Raw genomic sequence first — 16,855 nt, forward strand, 5'->3', positions numbered from 1 at the left:
GGGGCGGCGCCCCCCCCCCACGGCACGAATGAACAGATGAAGCAGGATCTAGCGGATGACCTGGTCCAGCTTGTACGTGATCTTGGAGAGGTCCTGGGTTGCCTTCCGCGTGTCGTTGCCGGCGGCCTTGTTGAAGGTGACGGTAGCGGTGACCAGTGCGGCACCGGAGTTGGCGGAGGTCAGGTCGCGGCCCTTGAGCTCGGTGCCGGCCTGCGTGATCTTGTAGTCGTAGCTCAGCTGGCTGGAGAAGCCGTTCGACGTTGCGCCGAAGTCCGGTGCCAGGGTGGCCTTGAGCTGGTCACCGCTGAGCTCGATGGTCAGGGGCTGCTCGAACTTCAGCACCTCACCCGGGACCACCTTGTAGTTGGAGATGTTGGGAATGACGGTTCCATCCGACTTCTTCCAGACGGCGGCACCTGACTCGAGGTCCAGGTTGCCGGCAACGATCGAACCGGTGGTGGCGTTGGCGGTGTCGTTCCAGATCGCCAGCGTTCCGCCGCCGCCGAGAAGCAGTGCCACGCCTACGCCGGTTGCCAGTGCGCCTTTAGCCATCTTGTTCATTCGTATCCCCTAACAGTTGAGTGCCCGGCGGGAACTCTTCCCGCCGACATGACTAATCTGCTATCCAATTCTCAAGAAACCGGGCCGTCCCGGCACAGGGTTTGGAAAACCTTGCGACAATGCTCAAGAGGTCCGCAACAAGGCCGCAAAATCTGCGCAATCCGGCCCGTGCAGCCGCACCTTTGACCACATCCAGCCCCCGGAAGGGCCGCCAGGCAGCGAGGAACCGATGGATATGCAGGCAGTTCCTGCGGCCCGCAGGCCCCGCCGCCATCTTCTGGCGCTGGGCCTGGCGGCCTATGCGGTTCTGCTGGCCAGCGTCGTTTTCTGGCCGCAGCCCGTGGACCGGGGCCTGCGCGGCTACCTCGACCATGCGCTTGAACTGTTCCACTCCCTCGGCGCACCGGGGTGGGTCGATTACACGCTGGTTGAAGCGGTAGCCAACGTGGCACTGTTCTTCCCGGCCGGCCTGCTGCTCGCCGCCTGGCTGACTCCGCGCTGGTGCTGGCTTGCCGCCGTCGTCGGCCTCTGCGTTTCAGCGGGCATAGAAGCGGCCCAGGCGCTGCTGCTTCCCGGGCGGTACGCCACCCCGCACGACGTCATGGCCAACGGGCTGGGGGCTGCGCTGGGCACCATCGCGGTCTATGCCTGGCGCTCCCGCGGCACGAAGCGCCGCCCGGCGCGCCGCCAGCCACCGCGGAAAGCGGCCGCGGGTTCCTGATTCGTGTCACCATCAGGCATTTTGTTTACCCGGGAGGGAGTTTCGCGGCATGATGACATAACCCACATAAATGCGTAAGGAGTACGGACGTGAGCACCACTTCCAAGACAACGGCCAGGTCCTACCGGGTAGTGAACCCCGCCACCGGTGAACCCGGGGAAGAATTCCCGCTGGCAACCGACGCCGAGATCCAGGATGCCCTTGCAGCGTCGCAGGCAGCCTACGAGTCCTGGCGGGAGGTTCCCATCGAGGAACGCGGACGGATCGTTGCCCGCATCGGTGAGCTGTTTACCGAGCGCAAGGATGAGCTCGCGGCAATCATCACCGAAGAGATGGGCAAGCCGCTTCCGGAGTCCGCCGGCGAGGCTGAGTACTGCACGGACATCTTCAACTACTTCGCCACTGAGGGCCCTGCGCTTGCTGCGGATCAGGAAATCAAGGCAATCGGCGGCGGCCGCGCCATGATCCAGAAGCTGCCGGTTGGCCCGCTGCTCGGCATCATGCCGTGGAATTACCCGTACTACCAGGTGGCACGCTTCGCGGCGCCGAACCTGATGCTGGGCAACACGATCGTCCTCAAGCACGCTGAGTCCTGCCCCAAGTCCGCCCTGGCGATCCAGAAGATCATGGACGACGCCGGAGTTCCGGCCGGCGTTTACCAGAATGTCTTCGCCAGCCATGACCAGATCGCGGACATCATCGCGGATCCCCGCGTCCAGGGTGTATCCCTCACCGGCTCCGAGCGTGCCGGTGCCATCATCGGCGAGCTCGCCGGCAAGAACCTCAAGAAGGTGGTGCTGGAACTCGGCGGCTCGGACCCGTACGTGGTACTGGACACCGAGGACGTCAAGGAATCGGCGGCCAATGCCTGGGCTACCCGGATCGAGAACACCGGGCAGGCCTGCAACTCCAACAAGCGCATGATCGTGGCGGAGGACATCTTCGACGATTTCGTGGCTGAACTGACGGACCTTGCCAAGGACCTCAAGCCCGGTGACCCCGCCGAGGCTGCCGACGGTACGTACGCTCCGCTGTCCTCCCGCGCAGCCGCCGAGGGGCTCGCCGAGCAGATCCAGGACGCCGTGGACAAGGGAGCCACCCTGCACGCCGGCGGAACCCTGCAGGACGGTCCGGCCGCATACCTGGCTCCCGCAGTCCTGACCGGCATCACACCGGAAATGCGTGCCTACCGCGAAGAGCTGTTCGGTCCGGTGGCAGTGGTCTACAAGGTGGGCAGCGATGAGGAAGCCGTCCGCCTTGCCAACGACTCCGATTACGGGCTGGGCGGCGCAGTCTTTTCGACGGATGAGGAGCGCGCCCGCAGGGTTGCCCAGCAGCTCCAGGTTGGCATGGCCAACGTCAACGGTGTCGGCGAGGGAGCGGACATTCCCTTCGGCGGCGTCAAGCGTTCAGGCTACGGCCGGGAACTCGGCCCGCTGGGCATGGATGAGTTCGTGAATAAGAGGCTCTTCTACATCGCCGACTAGGCGTTGCAGCGACCGCGACGGCGCCTGCTCCCCTGTGGGGCAGGCGCCGTCGTTTTCGTGGGCCTGCAGGAATCCTCAGCAAACTTTCTGAGATCTTGAGCCTCGCCGGGGACAGTTCCTGAGCTTGGCATGGAACCGTTGGCGGTACTGATCCACCTGCCCTCCCCCAGAAGGGGACGGCTGCCCTCCAGGAGGACCCCCCCATGTCTCCCCGCCCAAGCACCGCGCCTCCGGGCCGCGCAACCCGCGCCCGTGCCGCTGCTTCCGCCCGTTATCCGGCATGACCGTCGTGATTGACAGCCCGGTTTCCCACGTCCTGGTCTCGAGCGCTTCGCTGCGCGAGCTGAGCAGGCAGATGGGCCCGGAGATTTGCCGCCAGTTCGTCGGCAATTACATAGACATGTGGGAAGGCCGATACCGGCGGCTGGTGAATTCGCTCGACGGCGAAGACTACCCCGGCGCCATGGACGTGGTGCTCAGCATCAAAATTTCCAGCCACATGGCCGGAGCGAAGCGCCTCGCCGGCTACGCAGGAATAGCCCAGGAAATGGTGGGCCGAACAGACATCCAGGGACTGCTGTCCCTGCTGGAACCCATGCAGGAGTGCGGTGCGGCCACCCTGGCGTCGCTGCGGGAAATGCTGGACGCTATCTAGCCGCGCCCTCTCCCGGACAGGGCCTGTGGCGCAACCCGGCCTGCCGCTTGGTGAGGTGGCAGGCTAACTGGCCGGTGCCAGCCGGTAGCCTACGCCGCGAACCGTCTCCAGCCAGCGCGGCGACCTGGAATCGTCGCCCAGCTTGCGCCGGAGGTTGCCCACGTGGACTTCAATGGTGCGTTCATCCGATTCGCTGATGTAGGAGCCCGTGTCGTAGTCCTCGCCGCGCAGCCGGCGCACGAGGTCCGTCTTGCTCCGTACCCGGCGCCCGCTCTCCAGCAGGGCGTGCAGCAGGTCGAACTCTGTGCGCGTCAGTTCAACGTCCTTGCCGGACAGCACCGTGGTGCGCGTCCCGGCGTCGAGCACCAGGCCGTTGTGGCTAAAGACGTCATCATGGTGCCCGGCAGGTGTCTCGGCTGCCGGGGGCTGCGGCGCGGGGACGGCTGCTGTTTCCGGGGCGGCCGGGACCGAGTCCTTGCGGGGGCGGCGCATCATCGCCGAGATCCGGGCACGCAGTTCCCGCGGGCGGAACGGCTTGGTGATGTAGTCGTCCGCGCCGGCCTCGAGACCCATCAGGGTGTCAAGCTCTTCTGCGCGGGCCGTCAGCATCACAATGTAGGCGTCGCTGAAGAGACGCAGCTGCCGGATGACTTCGAAGCCGTCGATGTCCGGCAGGCCCAGGTCCAGGGTGACAACGGCAGGATTGTGCAGGCGTACCGCCTCGACTCCCTCCAGCCCGGTGGGGCTGGCGTGGACTTCAAAACCAGACTGCTGGAGTACTGCGTGAAGAAGATCGCGAATGTCCTTGTCGTCCTCGATAATGACGGCGACGCGCTGAGTTTCCATAGCTTCTTGGTTTTTCCTGTCCTGCGAGACCTGCTGTACCCGCTCCCCTTATTCGGCATCCTACAGCCTCAGCGCATAAACTATGGATTCCATTCACGGCGAAAATGCGAGGTACCGGGCAGATGTCCAGCTTTCGGGGCAATGCCCTGTCCGTGCTTGGAATTCGCAGGGATTTCCACGAACTGAGCCTGCGCACCCGAGTCGGCCTCAGCCAGTTGCCGCTGTTCCTGGCAATGCTTGTTTCGGTTCCCATCGTTCTGCTGAACAAACCCTCCGCGTTCCAGGACCCGGTCTACCTCTGGGGCCTGGGACTCATGGTCCTGCTAACGCTGCTTTCGGCCGGGCTCCCGTGGGAAAAGTTCTTCGACGCGGCCTACTGGGTAATTCCAATCCTGGATTTCGTAGCCATTGCGCTGCTTTTCCGCGCGGTCCAGCCTGATGTCACCGGCATGCTCCTGCTCACGGTGTTCCCGGTGTTCTGGCTCGCCTGGTCCGGCTTTGCCCCCCGGGCGGCGTCTGTCCTCACCATCGCGGGATCCCTGCTGGTGGTCTGGAGTCCGTTAATCGGCACGAGCCCGGACCTTCGGGATTTTGCCCGGTCCCTGCTTGTCCCCGTCATCATGCTGCTGGTCCATAAGTCGGCCACGGTCATGACGCAGGATGCCTCGAGGCAGCAGCACGCCCTGGAAGAGAAGGACCGGGAGCTCAAGCGCAGCCTGCAGGACAGCCGCCGGCGGGCGCGGCTCCTGGACGCCGTACTGGACACGATCGATGTGGGAGTGGTGGTCCTGGCCAAGGACGGCCACGTGATGCTGATGAACAACCGCCAGCTGACCACTCACGAGCTGGCGCTTCCCTCGCACACCGGGAACTGGGCCGAGGAAGACATGCACCTCTACCTGCCCGACGGCGTTACTCCGATGCCGGCGGAAGAACGCCCCGTTGCCCGGGCCATGCGCCGCGAAGCTTATTCGGACGTCCTGGTTTCGGTGGGCCGCGGTGCGGAACAGCGGGCAATGACTGTGTCCGCCCGTCCGCTCACGGACGAGAACGGGGATTTCAACGGGTCTGTCATCGCGTTCGGTGACGTCACCGAAATGCTGCAGGCGCTGAGGGCCAAGGAGGATTTCGTGGCCAGCGTCTCCCACGAACTGCGCACGCCGCTGACCTCCATCATCGGCTACCTGGATCTGGCGATCGGCGAAGCGGAGGAACGCAGTGACTCCGCCGCGCTGACGGCGTCACTTACCGTGGCCATACGCAACGCTGAGCGGCTGCTGGTCCTGGTCGCTGACCTGCTGACGACGGCCGCGGGCTCAGTTCACCTCGAGCCCGTAGAGCTGTCCCTCCGGGAGCTGGCTGCCTCCTCCGCCTGGTCCGCCCAGCCACGCGCCGATGCTGCCGGCGTCGAGCTGGCACTGGACATCCCTGAAGATGTGCGCGGTTTCTTTGATCCCGTCCGGGTCCAGCAGGTGCTGGACAACCTGCTTTCAAACGCCATCAAATACTCCCCCGGCGGCGGCACGGTCACCATCCGGGTCCGCGCCGAAAGCAGCATTGCCGTCCTGGAAGTCCAGGATCAGGGCATGGGCATGACCGAGGCGGAACAGGCCGAAGCGTTCAACCGGTTCTTCCGCTCGGCCGCGGTGAAGAAAGCGGCAATTCCCGGCGTCGGACTTGGCCTGGGCATTACCCGGGACATCGTCGACGCCCACGGCGGACGGATCTCCGTAGCATCCGAGGTGGGGCGCGGAACCGTGTTCCGGGTGGAGCTGCCGCTCAGGCCGGGTATGGCAAGGTAGAGTCGATCCGCATTGCCCCTGACATTGCTGCTTTAGCGGCTGTCTTTTAGTGGAATCCGAGAACATGACTAACCAGGTCCCTTATCGCATCCTGATCGTGTGCACCGGCAACATCTGCCGTTCGCCCATGGGCGAGCGTCTGTTCCAAGCCGGTTTCGACTCCCTCGCACCCGGCGAGTTCGAGGTGTCAAGCGCCGGAACCGCCGCTCTGCAGGGGCACGATATCGAACCGCGTGTCGCTGGATTCATCAATGTGTTTGGAGCCAGTTCAAGCGGCTTCTGCTCTCGGCAGCTCACGGAGGACATCCTGTCAGACAAAGACCTTGTGCTGACCATGACCCGTGCTCACCGCAGCCAGGTACTGCAGCTCGCGCCGGGGATGCTTCGTCGCACGTTAACAGTCCGGGAACTCGCAAGGCTTTTACCGGCCGTGGAGGGGGATGCGCGCGCTACAGCCGTTGAACGATGGCGCACCGCGCTCCCAAAGGCCCTCCGGCTGAGGACGGCTCGTACGTCCGACCCTGCCGGTGACGACGTCACTGACCCGTTCCGCCGCGAAGACGCCGTCTACCAGCAGATGGTCCGAGAGCTTGTCCCGGCAGTAAGAAGCATTCTGGATTGGGAGGCCCAGTACCGGTGAAAGGCCGCTACTGCGCAGCGAGTACGGCCTCTTCCAGCGCCACCCACGCGAGCATGGCGCACTTGACCCGCGCCGGATAACGCGAAACACCGGAGAAGGCAGCGGCGTCGCCAAGCACTTCCTCGTCAGCCTGCACGGTGCCGCGCGACCGCATGACCTCGCGGAAGTTCTCCACCAAGCTCAGTGCCTCAGCCCGCGGCATCCCTGCCATCAGGTCCGTCAGCACGGAGGCCGACGCCATGGAGATGGAACAGCCCTGCCCCTCCCAGCTCACGCCCTCCAGGGTTTCCCCGCCCAGCACCGCGCGGAGGGTGATCTCATCCCCGCAGGTGGGGTTCAGCTGATGGGACTCCCCCGCCGAAGCTCCGGCCGGCGCGTCCTGCAGGCCCTCGCCGTGCCGGGTCCTGGCGTGGTCAAGGATGATCTGTTGGTACAGCTGTTCCAAATCCGAGCTCATAGCTACTTCACTCCAAAGAACGGACGCACGCCGGCCACCGCGTCCAGGAACGCGTCGACGTCGTCAGTGGTGTTGTACAAATAGGTGCTGGCCCGGGTGGTGGACACCAGCCCCAGCCGGCGGTGCAGCGGCTGTGCGCAATGATGGCCCACCCGCACCGCGATTCCCTTGTCATCCAGGAACTGGCCCACGTCGTGCGAGTGGACGCCGGCGACGTCGAACGCGGCCAGCCCAATGCGCTCAACGCCCGACGGCGGACCCACCACGCGGATACCCTCAATGGCTTCCAGCCCGGAGACCAGGCGCTGGCCCAGTTCCATCTCCCATGCATGGATCCGGTCCATGCCGGTTTCCTGCAGGTAGTTGGCCGCCGTGCCCAGTGCCATGGCCTGGGAAATCCGCTGGGTGCCGGCCTCAAAGCGCTGCGGGGCGGGCAGGTACTCGGCCTTGTCCATGGTGACGGTGGTGATCATGGAACCGCCGGTCAGGAACGGGGGCAGAGCGTTGAGCAGTGCGGCCTTGCCGTAGAGCACGCCAATACCGGTGGGGCCGAGCATCTTGTGCCCGGAGAACGCGGCGAAGTCCACGTCAAGGGCCTTCACGTCCACGGGCAGGTGCGGCACGGACTGGCACGCATCCAGCACCACCAGCGCACCGTGCAGGCGGGCCATCGTCACCAGGTCGGACACCGGGTTGATGGTGCCCAGCACGTTAGAGGCATGGGTGAAGGACAGCACCTTGGTACGCGGGCCGATGATTTGCTCGGCCTCGTCAAGCCGCAGCGCACCGGCGTCATCCACCGGGATCCAGCGCAGCGTTGCTCCGGTGCGGGCAGCAAGTTCCTGCCAGGGAATCAGGTTGGCGTGGTGTTCCATCTCGGTGACCACAATCTCGTCCCCCTCGCCCAGCGCGAAGCGGCGGGCCGCTGCCCCGCCGCGGTCGGCGGAAGCGTTGGAGAAGGAGTAGGTGAGCAGGTTCAGCGCCTCGGTGGCGTTGGAGGTCCAGACAATCTCGTCGGGAGCAGCGTTCACAAAACCGGCGATTGCGGTGCGGGCGTCCTCGAACACGTCCGTTGCCGCGACGGCCAGGGTGTGCGCACCGCGGTGCACGGCCGAGTTGCGCTGTTCGTAGAACTCCTGCTCGGCTTCGATCACGCTCAGCGGGTTCTGCGAGGTGGCACCCGAATCCAGGTACACCAGCGGCCGGCCGTTGACGTGCTGGTCCAGGATGGGGAAGTCATTGCGGATGCGAAGCACCTCGGCGTTGTCGATCGGCCCGGCGGACGGGCGCAGCGTTGCGGGGGTTGTCACCACGGGCACGTCTGTTACTCCTTGAGCTGGCGGAAGCCTGCATTACGCAAGACAAATCTTCCCTAATCATCCCACGGTGCGGGCGCCCTGGCATCTGAGTGTGGCCTAAGTTCCTGTTTGCCTGCCCGAATCGGGAGTCAAGTGGGAGTTTGCACCCGGCCCCGGACGGGAGTTTCATCCAGAGCCCAACGTTGGGGTGCGGGGCGTGCAGTCCCGGCTAGGTAGCTCGGCTGCAAAAGGCGGGTATGCGCCCGCGTTAACGTTCTGCTTCCCGCCCGCTAGGTTCCTGCCATCCGTTTGGACCGCACTGAGATCGTGGGTGGGAAACATGCGCAAAAAAATGACCGCGTTGCTTACCGGAGCGGTGATGGTCACTGCTTCCCTGTTCGGACTGGCTGCCCCAGCCAATGCCATCAGCCCGGGAGTTTCGTTTGCAGCCAATGACCTGCCTACCTGGCAGACCAACGGCATAGTCTGGGCGCTGGCGGAGGCCAACGGCATCATTTACGCCGGAGGCACCTTCACCGCCGTCCGCCCGCCCGGTGTCGGAGCCGGCGGTTCCGGATCCCGCAGCGCCGTGAACTTTGCAGCCTTCGACGCGTACACCGGCAATCCCACCAACTGCAACCTTTCCGTCACGGGCGGCAGTGCCACGGTTCGGGCCCTGGATGTTTCTCCGGACGGCCGCACCCTGTACATCGGGGGAAATTTCGGGGCGGTCAACGGCGTCACCACTACCCGGATCGCGGCCGTGAACCTTCCCGGGTGCACGGTGAAGACCGACTTCCGACCCGGCGGGGTCTCCGCGACCGTCCGGGCCATCGAATCTACGGACAACACGGTTTACTTCGGCGGCGACTTCAGGACCGTGGGAGGCACCAGCAGGTCCATGGCCGCAGCGGTCAGCACCACCGGAGCACTGCTGCCCTGGACCGCCAACGGCGACGAACCGGTGCGCGTCCTTCACGCTCCGCCAGGGAAGGACGTGGTGATTTTGGGCGGGGACTTTCTGACCATGAACGGTGCGGATTCCAAAGCCTTGGCCGTGGTGAATCGTTTGACCGGCGGGAACGTGCGCACCTATCCGAACTTTTTCATCCCCCGTACGTCCGTGGTGAAGTCTATCGACTCGGACGGCACCAGCTTTTTCATCGGCAACGAGGGAACCGGCGGCGGCGTGTTCGACGGCCGGGCCCGCTTTGATCTGGGCACCTATAACCAGGTGTGGCGGGACACCTGCCTGGGGGCCACGCAGGCAGTATCCGTCTACAACCGGGCCCTGTACTCCGCCCACCACGCGCACAACTGCGCCAGCATGAACGGCTTCACGGACGGCGTGCGGATCCACCTCAGTGCGCAGGACGTGGACCGGCCGTCCCCCATGCTGCAGTGGAACCCCATCACGAATGACGGCATCGGCGAAGGCATCGGCCCGCGCGCCCTGGTCCACACCACCACCGGGAGCAATGACGTGCTCTGGTCCGGCGGCGAGTTCACCACCGTCAACGGCAAGGGACAGCAGGGGTTGACCCGTTTTGGACCCGGCCCCGGCACCGCAGGACCCGGCACACCGCAGTTCGTTGCTGCCGAGTCACTCACCGCCGGGCAGAACGTCATCCGGTGGCAGACCACCTCGGACCCGGACGATTCGAATCTGACCTACAGCGTCTACCGCAACGGCTCGTCCACCCCGCTGGGGACCGTCCAGGCGTCCTCGCTCTGGTGGGACCTGCCGCAGGCGTCCTTCACGGACACCACAGCCACGCCCGGCATCGGCTATTCCTACCGGGTCCGCGCCAATGATCCGGACGGGCACGTGGGCCCGCTCTCGGCGCAGGTCTATGTGGTCACCTCCACCACTCCGCCTCAATATCCCGCCGCAGTACTGGCCGACGGCGCCGCCACCTACTGGCGCCTGGGTGAAACCTTCAACGCGGCCGGGGATTCCTCCCCCGGGAACCGCATAGGGCTGCCGTATGGCAAACCCGTGATGGCCAGCGCCGCCGGTGCGCTCACCGGGGACGCGAACAAGGCCACTTCGTTCGACGGCGTGGACGACTTCATCTATGGACCGCAGCTTATTGCCGCTCCGGGCGTCTACACCGTGGAATCCTGGTTCCGCACCAACACCACAACGGGCGGAAAAATCATGGGCTTCGGCAACGGGCTTCCGCGGCGTGACGGCGCCAACCCTGGACTGAGCAGCAACTATGGTCGGCACGTCTATATGACCAACGCCGGCAACCTGATCTTCGGCGAATGGACCGGGGGCGCGGCAAGAACCGTCAAGTCGCCAGGCACCTACAATGACAACTCCTGGCACCATGTGGTGGCCACTCAGGGGCCTGCCGGTATGTCGCTCTACGTGGACGGGGTGCGGGTGGCTTCCAACACCGTGACCGGTACTCAAACGGCCGCGGGATCCTGGCGGATCGGCGGGGATCAAATCGGGGCCGGCAATTGGCCCGAGGCCCCCTCCAGCCGCTGGTTCAAGGGCAGCATTGACGAGTTCGCGTACTATCCTTCGGTGCTCACCTCCGCGCAGGTGAGCACCCACAACCAGCTCGGACGGCGGTAACTTCGTGCCGGCACGCCTCCTTGGGTAGCTCCAGACTGCACGGCCGGCGGTGGAGGACGGTGGCACTCTGGTGCGCTGCCCTCGCCGCCGCCACGGCAGTCTCGGCAATACTCCTGTGGCCTTCTCCAGTGGACCGCCCGGTATACGGGGACGTACTGAGGGCGATTTCCTGGATGAAGGACCGCGGATTGCCCGGCTGGGTGACCTACAGAGCCGTTGAACAGGTGGCCAACGTGGCGCTGTTCGTGGTCCCAGGGTTGGTTGCATCCCTGCTGCTGCCGAGGCGGTTGTGGTGGCTCGCCGTGGCGCTTTGTGTCTGTTTCTCCGTGGCAATGGAACTCGCGCAGTTGCTGCTGCCAGCCAGATCGGCCAGCGGGGACGACATCACATAAAACAGTATGGGGGCCATGATTGGTGTAGGCACTGGCGCGTTGCTCCGGGGACATGGCGCCGCGGTCCGGCGAGATCCCGGCACGGATCGCCGCGCAACACGCCAGTCCAGCGGGCTTAGCTGACCTTCACGGCACGGAACTCTACCGGCGTGGGTTCGGCATAGTTGCGGCACAAGGAGAAATAGCCGCCACGGTAGCGCCGGTCCGGGGACATCCCGGCCCACCCCTCGCCGTCGAGCCGCGAATAACGGATCCCGTCGGGTGCCATATCAAGGCGGAAGGACATCCACTTCCCTGGAACAGCGGCTGCAGTATCCACCATGCCCAGCCGCAGTCCGCCAGCTTCGCCGGGGTGCCGCAGCAGCAGCGTCATCTGCCCGGTGGGCCGGATCACCAGATGGTAGCCACCCACGTCGCCGGGAACCAGGACCCGGTAGGGCAGGTCGAGGTCCTGGCCGAAAGCGAGTCCTGCGTGCAGGCTGTTGTCCACCGGAAGCGTTTCCGGCCAGCGCATCTCGAACGCGATACTAAACACGTCCCGCTGCACCGGCGCCATGGACCCCATCCGGTAGCTGCTGTTGGCTGGTTCAGACATCAGCAGGGAGGCAGAGTCAGGTTTGATCTGAGGCTGGAAGGCCCAGCCCAAGCCCACCGTCCAGGGCAAGTCTCCGGCCGCACGCAGCCCGTCCGCAAACCGGTCGGCGTTCTCTTTCGATTCGTCCCGGGCCAGATAGGGAAGGTTGGCACACATCAGTCCGGCAACGCCGAGGCTCAGCAGCCGGTCCCGCAGTTCGCGCGTGTGGACCTCCCAGCAGATCACTGGCTTACCGAGGCTAACGACGGAGGCGAGCTCGTCGTCGTCCGCTGAGTGGTGGACGCCAAGGTAGGTGAACTTCTCGTGCAGAGACGGGACCTGGTCCAGCTGGTCTCGGGTGAAGTAGCCCCAGGTGGCGTAGCCACGCCTGGTTGCCGCTTCCACCTGGCCGGCGACGGCCGGCTGCTTCCAGATCAGGTGCTCCCGAGAGTTCGGATAGCTGTCCATAAGGTCCAGCAATTCGGTGGTGTTTGTGCCCTGCTTGTCCTCGATAAATAGCACATGGCTGTCCGCCAGCGCATTCAGGACGTCGGAGAGCAACGGGATCTTTTCCAGTGGAGCGTTCGGACCCAGCCACTGCCGCGCGTCCACTCGCAGCTCGGAGAGTTCCGCATAGGTTGTGTCCTTGATGACCAGCTTCCGGCCGGTGGTGCGCTGGCTATCCAGATCATGGTGGCAAACCAGTTTTCCGTCCGAGGTGGCACAGACGGAAATTTCGATAGCCACGGCACCCGCCTCGGCTGCTCCGAGGTAGGCGGCCATCGTATGCTCGGGCCAGTTGTCCCAGGAACCGCGGTGCGCGATGAGGAACGGAGCGGACGCCAGCATGGACTCAATGGTGTGGGTTGCAGCAGCAGGCTCTTCCGCGTTGGCGTCGGAGTCCTCTCCAGGGCCGCTGCAACCGGCCAAAACCAGTCCTGCGGCGCAAATGCCAGCGGCACCCAGCCCAAGCGCCTGCCGCCGACTGATCCCCGAGGCAGTTCCCTTCCCCGGGAAATCGGCGCGCTTCATGCGTTCAGGACAGCATTCCCGGAGCGTCTGCCTTCCAACGCCGTAAGTGCCCGGCGGAGCATGGTGGAGGACGTGGTTGCCGTGTATGGGAGGTACACCACCTCAACGTTGATGTGCCCCATGTCCCGTTCCAATCGCTCCCCTTTTTCGGTGCCGCGCCAGTCATCGCCTTTGAAGAACACGTTGAACCCCACCTCGGCCCAGGTGTCGGCCTTATTAACATGCTCATCCACCACCACGGCATCCACATGACGGATGCTGCGCACAATTTCCAGCCGCTCAGCCAGGGGCACTACCGGAGTCGTCCCCTTGAGCTGTTCGGACATCTCCGGGGAGGCGACGCCAGCAATCAGGTAGTCACATCTGCTGCGGGCATGGCGAAGGAGATTTAGGTGCCCAATATGAAATAGGTCGTAAACGCCCGAGGCGTAGCCGATTCGAACCGTCATGTCTTAACCCCCAGAGATGGTGTGGTACCCGATCATCTTGGGACGCCGCAGACACGCGGTAAAGCGGATTTCCGGGATTCAAGTAGGCCGCCCGTAAACACGAGTACTACCTGTATTGGCGAGGGGTAAAGGGGTTCCGTAATCGGGTAACTCCCACCGTAGGGAGCGCCCGCGCCCACCGCTAAGCTTCAAGTCAGTTTCGGGCCGTTGGCCCGTCCCCAGTACAACGAGGCGGTTGAGCCGTGCAGAAGAAACTTGCGGCAATGTTCTCCATCGCGGCCCTTTCCGCGACGGCAGTTATCGGTGTTGCCACCCCCGCGTCAGCCCTGTCCCCCGGGGTCGAATTCAACGCGATCGCCCTACCGACGTGGCAGACTAACGGAATTGCCTGGACCATCGCCGAAGCCGGCGGCGTGATGTACGTCGGCGGAACCTTTACACAGATCCGTCCGCCGGGCACCTCGGCCGGCAGCGGCCAATCCCGGGCGGCCGTGAACTTCGCCGCCTTTGACGCCTACACAGGGAACCCAACCTCATGCGCCCTGTCCTTCACGGGGGGCACGGGCACCACCGTCCGGGCAATGGATGTTTCCCCCGACGGCAGCAAGCTATACGTCGGAGGCAACTTCACCACGGTCAACGGCGTCCCGGCGAACCGCCTGGCAGCCATTAGTCTTCCCAGCTGCACGGTGGACACCGGGTTCCGTCCCGGGAGCATCAGCAGCACCGTCCGTGCCGTGGCTGCCACTGCAGACACCGTATATATCGGCGGTGACTTCGTGACCGTCAATAATCAATCCCGGCGCTTCTTCGCCGCCGTCAATACCAGCGGAGCGCTTCAGCCCTGGGCTCCTGAGGTGGACACTGTGGGACGTGCCATCGACGTGCCGGAAGGACGCGACATAGTACTTATCGGCGGGGACTTCGCCACCGTGAACGGCGCCGATTCCAAGGCCCTTGCCGTCGTGGACAGGGGTACCGGCGCTAACGTACGCACGTACCCCACCCGTGAATACATTCCCCGGACCGCCGTGATCAAGGACATCGCCAGCGACGGCGGGAACTTCTACATCGCTGGGGAAGGGACCGGCCCAACATCTTTCGACGGGCGCGCACGGCTGTCATTGGAGAACAACTACGAGCAGGTGTGGAAGGATGTCTGCCTCGGAGCCACGCAGGCGGTGCTTCCTTACAACGGCGTGCTCTACGCCGGGCACCACATCCACGACTGCGGTGCCATGGGCGGCTTCTCCGACGGTTCCCGCAAACACCTCTCCGCTCAGGACATCGACAACCCTTATCCGTTCCTCGGCTGGAGCCCGGACACCAACGACGGCTCCGGCGAAGGAATCGGCCCGCGGGCCATGGCCATGACCCAAGCAGCCTCCAACAATGTGCTGTGGGTTGCGGGCGAGTTCACCACCACCAACGGTTCCCCGCAGCAGGGCCTGACTCGTTTCGGCCCCGGTCCCGCCTCTGCGGCGCCCAGTACCCCGGCAACGGTCAGCGTCTCCAGCTTGGCCGCTGGCCAGAACACCATCCGCTGGCGCCAATCCGTGGACAATGACGATTCCGAGCTGTCGTACAGCATCTACCGCAACGGATCCTCCACTCCGTTAGGAACCGTTGCCGGCAGCTCCCGTTGGTTCGATGCCCCACAACTGTCCTTCACGGACACGACGGCCCGACCGGGCACGGCCTACACATACAGGGTCCGTGCCAGCGACGGCACCAACAACAGTGCCCTCTCCGCGCAGGTCTCCGTCACCACAGCCGCAGAGACCCAGCCATACCCCGAGGCAGTCCTGCGTGACGGTGCCACCACGTACTGGCGTCTCGACGACGCCAACGCGGCTGCGCCGGCGGACACCTCACCCTTCAACAACCGCGGTATCACCTTCAGCGCACCGCAGATTGCGGGGACTGTGGGTGCAGTTCCCGGCAGCACCGGCGCCGTGTTCGACGGCGTCGACGACCAGGTTTCCGGTCAGCAGCGCTACCCGGCACCGACCACATACACCGCCGAGGCCTGGTTCAAGACCAGTACCACCCGCGGCGGGGAGATCTTTGCCTTCGCTTCCGGCCAGCCCAACCGCCATGGCGACCGTAACGCCACCGGCACGGTGGACCGCAGCCTGTACATGACCAACGACGGCAAGCTCTCCTTCGCAGTCCTCACAGGTACGAACACCTGGGCGGCGGCCGGGACGCAGGCACCCTACAATGACGATGTCTGGCACCATGCTGCGGTCAGCCATACCGACGCCGGCTGGACGATGTACATCGACGGCAAGGTTGCTGCCAACGGCCAAACCCCAGCGACGCAGAAGTACAAGGGCTCCTGGCGGGTGGGCGGAGACAGCCTGACATTCCGCTGGCCCAGCCGTCCCGCCAGCGGGTATCTTGCTGGATCCATCGACGAGTTTGCTGCCTACCCGACGGCGCTCAGCGCCGAGCAGGTGGTCAACCACTTCGTCGCCGGCGGAGGATCCACCGACCCCGGGACCGAACCGGAACCGCAGCCGGATACCACCGCTCCCTCGGCAGTCGGCGGGACGGCGGCGAACGTTGAAGGCGGCACCGCAACCCTGGTTTGGCAAGCCGCGACGGACAACGTCGGGGTCACCGGCTACCAGATCCACCGCTCCGCTGCGGACGGATTCGAGCCATCGGAAACTTCTCTGCTGGCCACGACCGGACCGTCCGCGTTGTCCTACACCGATACAGACCTGACCCCAGGCACCTACTACTACCGGGTCCTCGCGGTCGATGAAGCCGGCAACCAGGGCCCCGCTTCCGCACAGGCAGTTGCCACCGTGGCGGGGCCGCCTCCGGTTGAGCCGGTGACACTCACGTTGATCCCCACCGCTGACACTTATGTCAACCAGGGGGCACCGAATTCGATCCTTGGTGCCGCAGTCTCCATGGCCTCCCGGGGAAATATGGCGTACACCTCCTACCTGCGATTCTCCGCCGGCACCGATGTGCCGCCGGGCATGCGTCTAAGCTCGGCGAGTCTGCGGCTATACACCACTTCGGAGTCGATGGCCGGTTCCGTGGACCAGCACACCATCCACGCGGTAGACGGCTCCTGGGAGGAAACCACCACAACTTACAACAGCCGGCCGTCTCTTGCCGAAGCACTGCTGGGCAGCGTGGCACCAACTGCAATCAACACTCCGTACACCGTGCAGCTCGATCCTGAGGCCGTCGCGGCCATGCTTTCCGGCTCTGTTGAGCTGGGCGTCACCAGCGTCGGCTCAGACAACGCGTGGTTTTACACCAAGGAAGCATCCTCCACCCGTCGTCCCGTGCTGACCCTGGTCTTTGAGTAGCAGCTATGAATGCTGA

14 protein-coding genes are annotated in these 16,855 nt (G+C 64.8%); 8 read left to right on the forward strand and 6 right to left on the reverse strand.

Annotation, left to right across the window (positions count from 1 at the left end; genetic code table 11):
* Window positions 1-48 precede the first annotated feature (48 nt).
* Window positions 49-561 carry an alternate-type signal peptide domain-containing protein gene (locus ACSLGO_RS14445; protein ID WP_091606592.1) on the reverse strand — a complete coding sequence of 171 codons (513 nt, stop codon included), beginning with the start codon at window positions 559-561 and terminating at the stop codon, window positions 49-51.
* Between the two features lie 229 nt (window positions 562-790).
* Between ACSLGO_RS14445 and ACSLGO_RS14450 the strand changes: the two genes are divergently transcribed.
* The 3 genes from ACSLGO_RS14450 (at window position 791) to ACSLGO_RS14460 (ending at window position 3,424) form a co-directional block, all read left to right on the forward strand.
* Window positions 791-1,282, forward strand: a complete 492-nt coding sequence (locus ACSLGO_RS14450; RefSeq protein ID WP_436401367.1) for a VanZ family protein — start codon at window positions 791-793, stop codon at window positions 1,280-1,282.
* 89 nt (window positions 1,283-1,371) lie between these two features.
* Window positions 1,372-2,769 (forward strand): NAD-dependent succinate-semialdehyde dehydrogenase, encoded by a 1,398-nt coding sequence (locus ACSLGO_RS14455; protein WP_377955895.1) that lies wholly within the window; start codon window positions 1,372-1,374, stop codon window positions 2,767-2,769.
* Window positions 2,770-3,049: 280 nt separating this feature from the next.
* Window positions 3,050-3,424 carry a hypothetical protein gene (locus tag ACSLGO_RS14460; protein ID WP_325787551.1) on the forward strand — a complete coding sequence of 125 codons (375 nt, stop codon included), beginning with the start codon at window positions 3,050-3,052 and terminating at the stop codon, window positions 3,422-3,424.
* A gap of 63 nt (window positions 3,425-3,487) precedes the next feature.
* Here ACSLGO_RS14460 and ACSLGO_RS14465 read toward each other — a convergent pair whose 3' ends face one another.
* The gene (locus ACSLGO_RS14465) at window positions 3,488-4,270 is read right to left on the reverse strand and encodes a response regulator transcription factor (protein ID WP_325787552.1); all 783 of its coding nucleotides are present in this window, start codon (window positions 4,268-4,270) and stop codon (window positions 3,488-3,490) included.
* A gap of 122 nt (window positions 4,271-4,392) precedes the next feature.
* On the opposite strand from ACSLGO_RS14465, the gene ACSLGO_RS14470 reads away from it, so the two are divergent.
* Together ACSLGO_RS14470 and ACSLGO_RS14475 are read left to right on the forward strand one after the other, a co-directional pair.
* Window positions 4,393-6,072, forward strand: a complete 1,680-nt coding sequence (locus ACSLGO_RS14470; protein ID WP_436401368.1) for an ATP-binding protein — start codon at window positions 4,393-4,395, stop codon at window positions 6,070-6,072.
* A gap of 64 nt (window positions 6,073-6,136) precedes the next feature.
* Window positions 6,137-6,712, forward strand: a complete 576-nt coding sequence (locus ACSLGO_RS14475) for a low molecular weight phosphatase family protein (protein ID WP_386886427.1) — start codon at window positions 6,137-6,139, stop codon at window positions 6,710-6,712.
* 7 nt (window positions 6,713-6,719) lie between these two features.
* Here the strand turns inward: ACSLGO_RS14475 and sufU are convergent, their stop codons facing one another.
* Together sufU and ACSLGO_RS14485 are read right to left on the reverse strand one after the other, a co-directional pair.
* Entirely contained in the window at window positions 6,720-7,169 is a 450-nt protein-coding gene (gene sufU / locus ACSLGO_RS14480) for a Fe-S cluster assembly sulfur transfer protein SufU (protein WP_263128609.1), read from the reverse strand.
* A gap of 2 nt (window positions 7,170-7,171) precedes the next feature.
* Window positions 7,172-8,488 carry a cysteine desulfurase gene (locus ACSLGO_RS14485; protein ID WP_386886430.1) on the reverse strand — a complete coding sequence of 439 codons (1,317 nt, stop codon included), beginning with the start codon at window positions 8,486-8,488 and terminating at the stop codon, window positions 7,172-7,174.
* Window positions 8,489-8,807: 319 nt separating this feature from the next.
* On the opposite strand from ACSLGO_RS14485, the gene ACSLGO_RS14490 reads away from it, so the two are divergent.
* Together ACSLGO_RS14490 and ACSLGO_RS14495 are read left to right on the forward strand one after the other, a co-directional pair.
* Entirely contained in the window at window positions 8,808-11,057 is a 2,250-nt protein-coding gene (locus tag ACSLGO_RS14490) for a LamG-like jellyroll fold domain-containing protein (protein WP_436401369.1), read from the forward strand.
* 59 nt (window positions 11,058-11,116) lie between these two features.
* On the forward strand, window positions 11,117-11,449 hold the full coding sequence (locus ACSLGO_RS14495) for a VanZ family protein (protein ID WP_436401370.1): 333 nt from the start codon (window positions 11,117-11,119) through the stop codon (window positions 11,447-11,449).
* Window positions 11,450-11,564: 115 nt separating this feature from the next.
* On the opposite strand, the gene ACSLGO_RS14500 is transcribed toward ACSLGO_RS14495, so the two are convergent.
* Complete coding sequence (locus tag ACSLGO_RS14500; protein ID WP_386886434.1) at window positions 11,565-12,953, reverse strand: glycerophosphodiester phosphodiesterase; 1,389 nt, start codon at window positions 12,951-12,953, stop codon at window positions 11,565-11,567.
* 98 nt (window positions 12,954-13,051) lie between these two features.
* The gene (locus ACSLGO_RS14505) at window positions 13,052-13,504 is read right to left on the reverse strand and encodes an adenylyltransferase/cytidyltransferase family protein (RefSeq protein WP_386886436.1); all 453 of its coding nucleotides are present in this window, start codon (window positions 13,502-13,504) and stop codon (window positions 13,052-13,054) included.
* Between the two features lie 242 nt (window positions 13,505-13,746).
* Between ACSLGO_RS14505 and ACSLGO_RS14510 the strand changes: the two genes are divergently transcribed.
* On the forward strand, window positions 13,747-16,839 hold the full coding sequence (locus ACSLGO_RS14510) for a DNRLRE domain-containing protein (protein WP_263128604.1): 3,093 nt from the start codon (window positions 13,747-13,749) through the stop codon (window positions 16,837-16,839).
* Window positions 16,840-16,855: the final 16 nt, after the last annotated feature.

Source organism: Arthrobacter sp. IK3 (assembly GCF_051337705.1).
GTDB lineage: Bacteria > Actinomycetota > Actinomycetes > Actinomycetales > Micrococcaceae > Arthrobacter_B > Arthrobacter_B koreensis.

Excerpts from the sequence above, each read along its gene's own strand:
- ACSLGO_RS14445 (WP_091606592.1), bottom strand. The coding sequence starts at position 561 with ATGAACAAGATGGCTAAAGGCGCACTGGCAACCGGCGTAGGCGTGGCA.
- ACSLGO_RS14450 (WP_436401367.1), top strand. The coding sequence starts at position 791 with ATGGATATGCAGGCAGTTCCTGCGGCCCGCAGGCCCCGCCGCCATCTT.
- ACSLGO_RS14460 (WP_325787551.1), top strand. The coding sequence starts at position 3,050 with ATGACCGTCGTGATTGACAGCCCGGTTTCCCACGTCCTGGTCTCGAGC.
- ACSLGO_RS14465 (WP_325787552.1), bottom strand. The coding sequence starts at position 4,270 with ATGGAAACTCAGCGCGTCGCCGTCATTATCGAGGACGACAAGGACATT.
- ACSLGO_RS14470 (WP_436401368.1), top strand. The coding sequence starts at position 4,393 with ATGTCCAGCTTTCGGGGCAATGCCCTGTCCGTGCTTGGAATTCGCAGG.
- ACSLGO_RS14475 (WP_386886427.1), top strand. The coding sequence starts at position 6,137 with ATGACTAACCAGGTCCCTTATCGCATCCTGATCGTGTGCACCGGCAAC.
- sufU (WP_263128609.1), bottom strand. The coding sequence starts at position 7,169 with ATGAGCTCGGATTTGGAACAGCTGTACCAACAGATCATCCTTGACCAC.
- ACSLGO_RS14490 (WP_436401369.1), top strand. The coding sequence starts at position 8,808 with ATGCGCAAAAAAATGACCGCGTTGCTTACCGGAGCGGTGATGGTCACT.
- ACSLGO_RS14505 (WP_386886436.1), bottom strand. The coding sequence starts at position 13,504 with ATGACGGTTCGAATCGGCTACGCCTCGGGCGTTTACGACCTATTTCAT.